Raw genomic sequence first — 10,192 nt, 5'->3', positions numbered from 1 at the left:
TCGCGCGAGAGCGCCCCGAGCACCGCCCACTGCTGCGTGGTGAGGCCCTCGGCTTCGACGGCGCGTGTTCCGGTTTTATGCAACAAGTTGGCGCATTGGTACAGCCTGAAGAACAGGCGGTTGGCGAGATCGAAGCGTGCATCGGCGAGCTGCCGGCGGGCGCGGGGTGATGCCGCAACAGCGCTGTCAGCCGGATTTTCAGAGGAGAGAAGGGCGGGCATGAGGCGATTTCCGTACGGGGATCGCTGGCCAGCGGAGCGCTGGTCGCGTGGCAGTCTTCTGTCCAGAGCATGCCGACAACGGCAATATGAGTCAATATATTGACATAAAGACCCAGGTCCGCCATGATCAGCCCGGTCAGCGCGCGGCACGCTGCAATCGCACAGCACAGCACAGCACAGCACTGCCCGCCAGCCCATCATCCGGCGTCGCGTCGGCGCCCATTTTCAGGAGTCATCCATGAGCCGATTCACCAACCAGACAGTCATCGTCACCGGGGGCGGTGGTGGCATCGGCGGGGCCACCTGCCGTCGCTTCGCGGCCGAGGGCGCGAAGGTCGCGGTCTTCGATCTCAATCTGTCCGCCGCTCAGGCGGTGGCCGAGGGCATCGTCGCGCAGGGCGGCACCGCCCAGGCCTTCGCCTGCGACATCGCCGATCGCGCCACGGTCGATGCCGCCGTGGCGGCCACCGAGTCGGCGCTCGGTCCCATCGATGTGCTGGTGAACAACGCCGGCTGGGATGTCTTCCTGCCCTTCGTGAAGACCGTTCCCGCGCAGTGGGAGAAGCTGATCGCCATCAACCTGGTGGGCGCGCTGCACATGCATCACGCCGTGCTGCCCGGCATGGTGGCCCGGCGCAGCGGCCGCATCGTCAATGTGGCCTCCGACGCCGCGCGCGTGGGCTCCTCCGGCGAAGCGGTCTACGCCGCCTGCAAGGGCGGGCTGGTGGCCCTGTCCAAGACCCTGGCCCGCGAGCACGCCCGTCACGGCATCACCGTCAATGTGGTCTGCCCCGGGCCGACCGACACCGCGCTCTTCGACGGCTTCAAGCAGGGTGCCTCCAACCCCGAGAAACTCGTCGAGGCCTTCACCCGTTCCATTCCGCTGGGCCGCATCGGCCAGCCCGATGACCTGCCCGGCGCGATCCTGTTCTTCGCCAGCACCGATGCCGCCTTTGTCACCGGCCAGGTGCTCAGCGTGTCGGGCGGCCTGACCATGAACGGCTGACCAGCCGCCCATCCATCTACTGAACGGCAAATCCCATGCAATTCGAAGACATCCTGTACGAGGTCCGCAACGGCGTGGCCTGGATCATCATCAACCGCCCGGACAAGATGAACGCGTTCCGCGGCACCACCTGCGATGAGCTGATCCGCGCCTTCAACAAGGCTGGCTATGACCGCAATGTGGGCTGCATCGTGCTGGCCGGCGCTGGCGACCGCGCCTTCTGCACCGGCGGCGACCAGTCCGCGCACGACGGCAACTACGACGGGCGCGGCACCATCGGCCTGCCGATGGAAGAACTGCACACCGCCATCCGCGATGTGCCCAAGCCGGTCATCGCCCGGGTGCAGGGCTTTGCCATCGGCGGCGGCAATGTGCTGGCCACCATCTGCGATCTCACCATCTGCTCCGAGAAGGCCATCTTCGGCCAGGTGGGCCCGAAGATGGGCTCGGTCGATCCCGGCTACGGCACGGCCTTCCTCGCCCGCGTGGTCGGCGAGAAGAAAGCCCGCGAGATCTGGTACATGAACAAGCGCTACAGCGGCGCCGAGGCCGTGGCCATGGGTCTGGCCAATGTGTGCGTGCCGCCCGAGCAGCTTGACGCCACGGTGCAGGAGTGGGCCGAGACCATCTGCGAGCGCAGTCCCACCGCCATCGCGATCGCCAAGCGCAGCTTCAACATGGACACCGCCCACCAGGCGGGCATCGCCGGCATGGGCATGTACGCGCTCAAGCTCTACTACGACACCGAAGAGTCCCGGGAAGGCGTGGCCGCGCTGAAGGAAAAGCGCAAGCCCGAGTTCCGCAAGTACGCGAAGTAAGGCCATGACGCCCAACCCCTACCTCGACGACGACCTCACCGCGCTCGCCGGCCACGCCCGGCGCTTTGCCACCGAGCGCATCGCGCCCGGATTCCAGGAGCGCGACCGCACCCGGGTGCTCGACCGCGCGCTGATGCGCGAGATGGGCGAGATGGGCTTCATCGCGCCCGAACTGCCCGAGGCGCTCGGCGGGCAGGGGCTGGGCTGTCTTGCCGCCGGCGTCATCCACGAGGAGATCGCCCGCGCCGACCTCAGCCTGTCCTACATCAACCTGCTTGCGTCGCTGAACGGCCAGATCCTCGCCGATCATGGCCAGCCGGAAGTGGCCGGGCCCTGGCTGCAGCGCCTCACCCGGGGCGAGGCGCTGCTGGCCATCGCCCTCACCGAGCCGCGCGGCGGGTCCGATGCCGCCAACCTGCGCCTGCGCATCGACCGGGTCGGCGACAGCTATGTGATCAACGGCGAGAAGACCTCCATCTCGGCAGCCGATCAGGCCGACGCCATCGTGGTGTTCGGTCGCACCGGATCGGTGGAATCGGCGGCCCACGGCGTCACCGCGCTGCTGGTGCCGGGCGACGCGCCGGGGCTTACCCGCAGCCGATTCGACTGCCATGGCCAGCGCGCGATCGGTCGCGGCTCGCTGTTCTTCGATGATGTTCGGGTGCCGGCCAGCCACCGGCTGGGCGCCGAGAACGCCGGCTTCGTGCAGGTGATGCAGGGCTTCGACTTCTCGCGCGCGCTGATCGGCCTGCAGGTGCTGGCGGTGGCGCGGGTGGCCCTCGAGGAAACCTGGGCCTGGGTCGCGCAGCGCGAGGCCTTCGGCAAGCCGCTCTCGGCCTTCCAGGGGGTCTCGCACACCCTGGCCGATCTCGACACCCAGGTCGAGGCCGCGCGCCTGCTTTGCCTGCAGGCGCTGTGGCTCAAGGACCGGGGCGCGCCGCACAGCGCCGAGGCCGCGATGTGCAAGTGGTGGGCGCCCAAGCTCGCCTACGACACCATCCACCAGTGCCTGCTGATGCACGGCCATGCCGGCTATGACCGCGGCCTGATGGAGCAGCGCCTGCGCGATGTGCTGGGCTTCCAGATTGGCGACGGCACCGCGCAGATCATGAAGACCGTCATCGCCCGCACCCGAGCCGGGCGCAAGGCGGTGCCGGCCTGAACCCGGGCACCAGAGGAAGCCCGCCGGCGGCATGACCGCGCCGGCGAGGCCAAGCCCGCCCAGACTTCCATCCGAGAGGAGACAGCCATGGAATTCGACGCCGTCCTGCTGGCCCCGCGCCGCGCCGAGAGCATCGCGCGCGGCTGGTGGCATGACCAGACCATCAACCAGGCGCTCGATGCCTGCCTCGCCCACTGCCCCGACAAGCTCGCGCTGACCGCGCTGCGGGTCGAATCGGGGGAAACCCGGCGCTTCACCTGGCGCGAGGTCGGCCAGCTTGCCGACCGCATCGCGGTGGGCCTGCACCGCCTGGGCGTGCGCCGCGATGATGTGGTCGCCATGCAGCTGCCCAACTGGTGGCAGTTCAGCCTGATGTATCTCGCCTGCTCGCGCATCGGCGCGGTGATCAACCCGCTGATGCCGATCTTCCGCGAGCGCGAGCTCTCGTTCATGCTGCGCCACGGCGAGGCCCGGGTGCTGGTGGTGCCCCGCGTGTTCCGCGGCTTCGACCACGAAGCCATGGCCCGCGCGCTGCAGCCCTCGCTGCCCGCGCTGCGCCAGCTGGTGGTGGTCGACGGCGAGGGCCCCGACAGCTTCGAGGCCCTGCTCGGCGGCCCGGCCTGGGAGCAGGCGCCCGATGCCGCCGCCATCCTGACCGCGGCCCGTCCCGGCCCCGACGACATCACGCAGCTCATCTACACCTCGGGTACCACCGGCGAGCCCAAGGGCGTGATGCACAGCGCCAACACCCTGATGGCCAACATCATTCCCTATGCCGAGCGCATGAACCTCGGCGCCGAGGATGTGGTGCTGATGGCCTCGCCCATGGCCCACCAGACCGGCTTCATGTACGGGCTGATGATGCCGGTGATGCTGCGTGCGAGCTCGGTGCTGCAGGACATCTGGGAGCCGCGCCGGGCCATCGAGCTCATCCGCGCCGAGGGCGCGAGCTTCACCATGGCCTCCACGCCCTTCCTCACCGACCTCACCCGCCATGTGCAGGAGAGCGGCCTCGCGGTGCCCAGCCTGCGCACCTTCCTGTGCGCCGGCGCGCCCATTCCCGGCCCGCTGGTCGAGCAGGCCCGCGCGGTGCTCGGCAGCAAGATCGTCTCGGCCTGGGGCATGACCGAGAACGGCGCGGTCACCCTGATCCGGCTGGATGACGCCGACGAGCGCGCGTTCTCCACCGATGGCTGCGCGCTGCCGGGTGTCTCGGTGAAGGTGACCGACGATCTGGGCCGCAGCCTGCCCGAGGGCGAGGTCGGGCGGCTGCTGGTGCGGGCCTGCTCCAACTTCGGCGGTTACCTTCGCCGGCCGCAGTGGAACAACACCGATGCCGAGGGCTGGTTCGACACCGGCGATCTGGCCCGCATGGACGCGCAGGGCTACATCCGCATCAGCGGCCGCAGCAAGGATGTGATCATCCGCGGCGGCGAGAACATCCCGGTGGTGGAGATCGAGTCGCTGCTCTACCGCCACCCGGCGATCGCGCAGGTGGCCATCGTGGCCTATCCCGACGAGCGTCTGGGCGAGCGCGGCTGCGCGGTGGCGGTGCTCAAGCCCGGGCAGCAGCTCGGCTTTGCCGACATGGTGGCCTTCCTGAAGGCGCAGAAGGTGGCGGTGCAGTACATCCCCGAGCGCCTGGAGGTGCTGCCCGCCATGCCCGCCACGCCCTCGGGCAAGATCCAGAAGTTCCGCCTGCGCGAGATGCTGCGCGACGGCAGCCTGGGCGGCTGAGGGCAGGGTCTCCGGGGCGGCTGGGGCCAGGGTCGCCGGGTTGCCTGCCTGTCCCGGTCCGACCCCGTCGCCAGCGCCGTGCCCGCCCGCGGCGCTCAGCGGCGCTGCGCGAGCTGCGCCGCGTTCACGCAGTTCTCGAGCCGGCCGCTGCGCAGATAGCGCGCCGCGGTGCGCGACGAGAAGCCGCGGATGTCACGCCAGCTCTCCGGCGTGTAGAAGGCCGAATGCGGGGTGACCACCAGCCGGTGACGGATCCACGGCTCGTTGCGCAGCCATGCACCGATCAGCGGGCTCTCGGCGCTGGGCGGCTCCTGCGGCAGCACATCGAGGCCGGCGGCCAGCACCGTGCCGTCCTTCAGCGCATCGTGCAGGGCGTCTATGTCCACGATCGGCCCGCGCGCGGTGTTCACCAGGATCATGCCGCGCCTGGCGGCGGCCAGCGCCTGGCGGCCGATCAGCTTGCGGGTGCCCTCGTTGAGCGGCGCATGCACGGTCACGATGTCGCTCTGGGCCATCAGCTCCTCGAGCGAGTCGGCGCGCCGCACCCCGAGCGCCAGCTCATGGCCGCTGGGCTGGTGGGGGTCGTAGAACACCACATCCATGTCGAAGGCCTTGGCCCGCAGCACCGCCGCGGTACCGATGCGGCCCACGCCCACCACGCCGAGGGTGCAGTCGGCCATGCGCCGGCCGAAGGGGTTGAGCGCCGGACGCCAGTTGGCCTTGAGGTCGGCGCGAAGGCTCTCGTCGTGGAAGGCGATGCTCTTGGTGAGAGTGAGCATCAGCGCCATGGCATGGTCGGCCACCTCGCGGGTGCCGTAGTCGGGCGTGTTGCACACCGGGATGCCCATGGCGCTGAACTGGGCGAGATCGACATCGTCGAAGCCCACCGCCGGCTTCACATAGATGCGGCAGCGGGTGAGCTTGGGGATGTGCTGCGGCGGCACCGCCGGCCCGACCACCGCGTCGGCGCTCGCCCACTGGGCATCGGTGACCTCGTCGAAGCTGCTGCAGAACACCGGGTTGAAGCCCTCGCCGATGGCGCTCAGCTCGATCTGGTGGTCGTCGGGATGGGCGCGGGGCCAGAGAATGGTCTGTGTCATGGGGGGTTCCTTCGGCAGAAGCGGCCGACTCTCCTGCCGCGGGCGGCGCCGGTCAATCCCGCCCCCGGGGAACTGGAACAGCCCGCGCAAGCCGGCAGGGGCGCTGCGACGGCATCGCCCCTACCATCAGCGCTTCCCCCTTCCCATACGGAGTCTCGCCATGGCGGTCTACAACCCGGCAGCGGTGCTTCCCGGCGGCCAGCCCGGCCCCTGGGGCAACCCGGTCGCCATCGACTACACCCAGCGCGATGTGCTGCTCTATGCGGTGGGCATCGGCATCGAGGATCTGCGCTACACCTTCGAGAAGCATCCCGGTTTCGCGGTGTTTCCCACCTTCGCGATCCGCTGGGGCGGCGCTGGCGCGCCGATCGATCCCGCGGCCATTCCGCCCTCGCCCGGGCCGCTGAACATCGACGCCGAGCGCGACATCACGATGCTGCATCCGCTGCCGCTGGAGGGCCGGGTGAGCGTGCGCTCGCGGGTCATCAGCGTGCATCCCCGCGGCAAGGGCAGCGGCTTCGTCGAGACCGAAAGCGAGGTCACCGATGACCAGGGGCGGGTGTGCATCCGCATGGTCAACGGCTCGTTCCGGCGTGGCGTGCAGGCGCTCGGCGACATCGAGCCCTTCATCGGCCTGGGCCAGGCCCCGGCCGGGCGGGTGACGGTGCCCGAGCGCGCGCCCGATCTCGAGACCGCGGCGCACATCGCCCGCAACCAGGCGCATCTGTATCGGCTCTCGGGCGACTACAACCCGCTGCACATCGATCCGGCGGCCGCGCGCTTCGGCGGCTTCGAGATGCCCATCCTGCACGGGCTGTGCACCTTCGGGCACTGCGCGCAGCTGCTGCTGGCCGCGCTCTGCGAGGGCGACCCGGCGCGCTTCCGGCGGCTGAAGGTGCGCTTCTCCTCGCCGGTGTATCCCGGCGACACGCTGCGGGTGCTCGCCTGGCGCGAGTCCGCGCAGCGGGTGGTGTTCGAGGCCCGGGTGGGCGATCAGGCGGTGGTGTCCAACGCCTGGTTCGAGCACGCCTGAGGCGGGCTCAGCGCGCCGCCAGGAAGTTGCGCGGGTTGTCCACGAACAGGGTGGTGATGTCGGCCTCGCGCACGCCCATCTCGCGCAGCTGCGGCAGCACCTGGCGATGGATGTACAGGTACTGGTCGGGGTTGCCGCGGTAGTAGTCGTGCTGCTCCGGGATGCTGCCGTCGGGCCGCTCGTTGTGCAGGTGGATGCAGATGCAGTCGTGCGAGGGGCACAGCCGCGCGACATGACCCAGGTCAATGAGCGCCTTGAGCGTGTTGGTGCGCTGGCGCGGGCTCACCAGCCGGCCAGGGTAGCGGTCCAGGCCCAGCCAGCAGCCCTGGTCGAGGATCCACTGCAGGTACTCCAGGTCGGTGGTGTCGTTGGAGTGGTCGATCTTCACGCGGGTGAGGTCGACACCCTCCTCGCGGAAGATCTCGATCTGCCGGCGCGCGAGCTGCGTGCCGGGATGCGAGTGGACCATGATCGGGATGCCGGTCTCGCGGTGCGCGCGGGCCACCGCGCGCGCCATGGTCTCCAGGGGCGGGGTCACGCCATCGATGTCGGCGGCGCACTTGAGCAGCCCGGCGCGGATGTCGGTGCCCCGGAAGCCCTCGGTGATGTCGCGGATGAACTCGCGGGCCATCTGGTTGGGGCCCACGCCGCGCATGAAGCGCGGCACATCCAGCCACCAGCCGGTCACATTGATGATGTTCACCCCGGATGCCTTCGACACCGCGCGCAGCAGCGGGGCGTGGCGGCCGAGGTCGAAGGTGGTGGCGTCGAGGATGCTGTCGATGCCGGCGGCCTTGGCGCGCTTGAGCGACGCGATGGCGCGCGCCTCGGGGCCCACCCCGAGCAGGTCAGGGTAGCTCTGGTACAGGCCGCTGGCGGCCACCAGCACATGCTCGTGCATCAGGGTGAAGCCGAGCTGATCGGGCGTGATCGGGCCGAGCACGCTGTTGAGGGTGGCTGCCTGGGGCATGGGTGCTCTCCGATGGGTGGGCGTGGCGGGTCAGGCGCGCATGTGGCTGCCGCCGCAGATCGTGATCGCCTGGCCGGTGATGTAGCCGCTGGCCCCTGAGGCGAGGAACACCGCCAGTCCCTTGAGGTCTTCGGCCTCGCCGAGGCGGCGCAGCGGAATCGCCTCGCGGGCGCGCTTCTCGCCGGCGGGGTTGTCCCACAGCGCCTGGGCGAAGTCGGTGCGGATCAGGCCCGGGCAGATCGCGTTCACGCGCACGCCCTGCGGGCCGAGCTCGGCGGCGAGGTTGCGCACCAGCGAGATCACCGCCATCTTGGAGATGGCATAGGTGCCCAGGGTGGCCGAGGGCCCGAAGGCGCCCACCGAGGCGGTGATCATGATCGAGCCGCCACCGCGCGCGATCATGTCGGGCGCCACCATCTTCACCAGCCAGAGGTTGGACTTCACATTGGTGGACATGATCTTGTCGTAGGCCTCGTCGCTGATCTCGGTCTGCGCGCCGTAGAACGGATTGACCCCCGCATTGCCGACCACGATGTCGATCGGCCCGATGCGCTGGTGGGTGGCGTCCACCAGCGCCTGAAGCTGCTCCTTGTAGCCGGCGTTGCAGGCAAAGGCCCAGGCGCGCTGCTCGCCGCACTTGGCGTTGATGGCATCGGCCACCGCCTGGCACTGGTCGAGCTTGCGGCTGGAGATCATGACCTTGGCGCCGTGCTCGGCCAGGGCTTCGGCCATGGCCTTGCCCATGCCCTTGGAGGCGCCGGTGAGCAGGGCGACCTTGCCGGTCAGGTCGAACAGGGCGGTTGGGATCATCGCGGTCTCCAGTGGGGTGAGGGTGTGGCGGATCATCGATCCCGCCGACGGTGCTGTCCAATCGGTTTTTCAATTGCCGGCCCCTCCGGATGCGCCGGGCACGCCGCCATGCGCTAATCCGGGCCGGGTGGTGGTCGCCCGGCCCGCAGGGGCATCCGTCTGGGAGCATTCAATGAGCGCGCAGCTGCCCCTGCAGGGGATCGTGGTGGTCGACGAGAGCCAGGGCCCCTTCGCCGGTCTGGCCACGATGGTGCTGGCCGACTTCGGCGCCGAGGTGATCAAGCTCGAGCCTGCGGGCGGCGATCCGGCGCGGGCGCTGCCCGGCGCGCGGCTGTGGCTGCGCGGCAAGCACAGCGTGGTGCTCGCCGAGGGCGATGCTGCCGGCCGCGCGGCACTGGCCCGCCATGCCGATGTCTGGGTGCGCGGCCCGGCGCAGCCGCAGGATCATGCCGGCGATGCCGCGCTGGCCGCGATCCATCCGCGGCTGATCATCGGCTGGGTGAGCGCCTTCGGGCGCAGCGGCCCGTATGCCGGTTACCCCGCCAGCGAGGCGCTGGTGGCCGCGCGGGTGGGCCGCATGCTGCAGTTTCGCGGCGCGGCCTCGCGCGACGGGCCGGTGTATGCCGCGCTGCAGGTGGCCACCCACGCAGCCTCGCAGTCGCTGCTGGCCGGCGTGCTGGCGGCCCTGCATGCCCGCGAGCGCGATGGCGTGGGCCAGGTGCTGGAGACCTCCCTCGCGCGTGGCCTGCTGGCCTACGAGATGAACAATGTGCTGTTCGGTCAGGTCAACGCCTGGCTGCGCGAGCGCGGCGAAGCGGCGCTGCCGGCGCCACCCGATCCGCTCACCGCGATGCCCACGCTCAACTACCATCCGCTGCGCGCCGCCGACGGCCGCTGGCTGCAGATGGGCAACCTGTTGCCGCATCTGTTCCGCCATTTCGTCGATGCGGTCGGGCTGAGCGACGCCTTCGAGGCGCTGGGCGAGACCGGGCCCACCGAGCTGTGGCCCGAGGACAAGCGCGAGGCCTTCCGCAGCCTGATGCTGGCCCGGCTTCAGGAGAAGACCGCCGACGAGTGGCAGCGCATCTTCGTCGCCGATGGCGGCGTGGCCTCGCATCCCTACCAGACCACCCAGCAGGCGCTGACCGATCCGGATGTCACCGCCAACGGCCATGCCGTGCCGCTCGAGGGCGGGGGCTGGCAGCTTGGCCTGCTGGCCAATCTCACCGGCTCGCCGGGCCGGGTGGGCGGGCCTGCGCCGCAGGTGGGCGAGCACACCGCGGCGGTGATGGCGCGGTGCGCGGGCGCGGGTACGCCGGCGGTGTCAGCGCCGAC

Annotated in this window: 9 protein-coding genes and 1 pseudogene; 6 read left to right on the top strand and 4 right to left on the bottom strand. The window is 70.2% G+C overall.

What is annotated here, in order from left to right; all coding sequences use genetic code 11:
* Positions 1-221 (bottom strand): annotated as a pseudogene (locus AC2H6A_RS14905) (hypothetical protein); the annotation flags it as partial.
* Positions 222-459: 238 nt separating this feature from the next.
* Between AC2H6A_RS14905 and badH the strand changes: the two are divergent.
* The 4 genes from badH to aliA all read left to right on the top strand — a co-directional run bounded on the left by badH (position 460) and on the right by aliA (position 4,944).
* A complete protein-coding gene (badH, locus tag AC2H6A_RS14900; RefSeq protein ID WP_484274390.1) occupies positions 460-1,227 on the top strand; it encodes a 2-hydroxycyclohexanecarboxyl-CoA dehydrogenase in 768 nt (255 codons plus the stop codon).
* A 35-nt stretch (positions 1,228-1,262) separates the two neighbouring features.
* The gene (gene badI / locus AC2H6A_RS14895) at positions 1,263-2,045 is read left to right on the top strand and encodes a 2-ketocyclohexanecarboxyl-CoA hydrolase (RefSeq protein WP_484274389.1); all 783 of its coding nucleotides are present in this window, start codon (positions 1,263-1,265) and stop codon (positions 2,043-2,045) included.
* A gap of 4 nt (positions 2,046-2,049) precedes the next feature.
* On the top strand, positions 2,050-3,207 hold the full coding sequence (gene aliB / locus AC2H6A_RS14890) for a cyclohexanecarboxyl-CoA dehydrogenase (protein ID WP_484274388.1): 1,158 nt from the start codon (positions 2,050-2,052) through the stop codon (positions 3,205-3,207).
* 87 nt (positions 3,208-3,294) lie between these two features.
* Positions 3,295-4,944 carry a cyclohexanecarboxylate-CoA ligase gene (aliA, locus tag AC2H6A_RS14885; protein WP_484274387.1) on the top strand — a complete coding sequence of 550 codons (1,650 nt, stop codon included), beginning with the start codon at positions 3,295-3,297 and terminating at the stop codon, positions 4,942-4,944.
* A gap of 95 nt (positions 4,945-5,039) precedes the next feature.
* Here aliA and AC2H6A_RS14880 read toward each other — a convergent pair whose 3' ends face one another.
* The gene (locus AC2H6A_RS14880) at positions 5,040-6,044 is read right to left on the bottom strand and encodes a C-terminal binding protein (protein ID WP_484274386.1); all 1,005 of its coding nucleotides are present in this window, start codon (positions 6,042-6,044) and stop codon (positions 5,040-5,042) included.
* 160 nt (positions 6,045-6,204) lie between these two features.
* Here AC2H6A_RS14880 and AC2H6A_RS14875 point away from each other — a divergent pair, with 160 nt between their 5' ends.
* Positions 6,205-7,077, top strand: coding sequence for a MaoC family dehydratase (locus tag AC2H6A_RS14875; protein ID WP_484274385.1), 873 nt, complete (start codon positions 6,205-6,207; stop codon positions 7,075-7,077).
* 7 nt (positions 7,078-7,084) lie between these two features.
* On the opposite strand, the gene AC2H6A_RS14870 is transcribed toward AC2H6A_RS14875, so the two are convergent.
* Together AC2H6A_RS14870 and AC2H6A_RS14865 are read right to left on the bottom strand one after the other, a co-directional pair.
* Positions 7,085-8,047 (bottom strand): phosphotriesterase family protein, encoded by a 963-nt coding sequence (locus AC2H6A_RS14870; protein ID WP_484274384.1) that lies wholly within the window; start codon positions 8,045-8,047, stop codon positions 7,085-7,087.
* Positions 8,048-8,077: 30 nt separating this feature from the next.
* Positions 8,078-8,857 (bottom strand): SDR family NAD(P)-dependent oxidoreductase, encoded by a 780-nt coding sequence (locus tag AC2H6A_RS14865; protein WP_484274383.1) that lies wholly within the window; start codon positions 8,855-8,857, stop codon positions 8,078-8,080.
* 172 nt (positions 8,858-9,029) lie between these two features.
* Between AC2H6A_RS14865 and AC2H6A_RS14860 the strand changes: the two genes are divergently transcribed.
* On the top strand, positions 9,030-10,192 hold a 1,163-nt coding region (locus AC2H6A_RS14860; RefSeq protein ID WP_484274382.1), incomplete at its 3' end, for a CoA transferase.

The sequence above is a fragment of the Quisquiliibacterium sp. genome (genome assembly GCF_982640115.1).
This window is presented reverse-complemented; position numbering and strand designations above follow the sequence as displayed.

What these genes read in the sequence shown, in the direction of transcription:
- AC2H6A_RS14865 (WP_484274383.1), bottom strand. Translation starts at nt 8,857, where the DNA reads ATGATCCCAACCGCCCTGTTCGACCTGACCGGCAAGGTCGCCCTGCTC.
- badH (WP_484274390.1), top strand. Translation starts at nt 460, where the DNA reads ATGAGCCGATTCACCAACCAGACAGTCATCGTCACCGGGGGCGGTGGT.
- badI (WP_484274389.1), top strand. Translation starts at nt 1,263, where the DNA reads ATGCAATTCGAAGACATCCTGTACGAGGTCCGCAACGGCGTGGCCTGG.
- AC2H6A_RS14875 (WP_484274385.1), top strand. Translation starts at nt 6,205, where the DNA reads ATGGCGGTCTACAACCCGGCAGCGGTGCTTCCCGGCGGCCAGCCCGGC.
- AC2H6A_RS14870 (WP_484274384.1), bottom strand. Translation starts at nt 8,047, where the DNA reads ATGCCCCAGGCAGCCACCCTCAACAGCGTGCTCGGCCCGATCACGCCC.
- aliB (WP_484274388.1), top strand. Translation starts at nt 2,050, where the DNA reads ATGACGCCCAACCCCTACCTCGACGACGACCTCACCGCGCTCGCCGGC.
- AC2H6A_RS14880 (WP_484274386.1), bottom strand. Translation starts at nt 6,044, where the DNA reads ATGACACAGACCATTCTCTGGCCCCGCGCCCATCCCGACGACCACCAG.
- aliA (WP_484274387.1), top strand. Translation starts at nt 3,295, where the DNA reads ATGGAATTCGACGCCGTCCTGCTGGCCCCGCGCCGCGCCGAGAGCATC.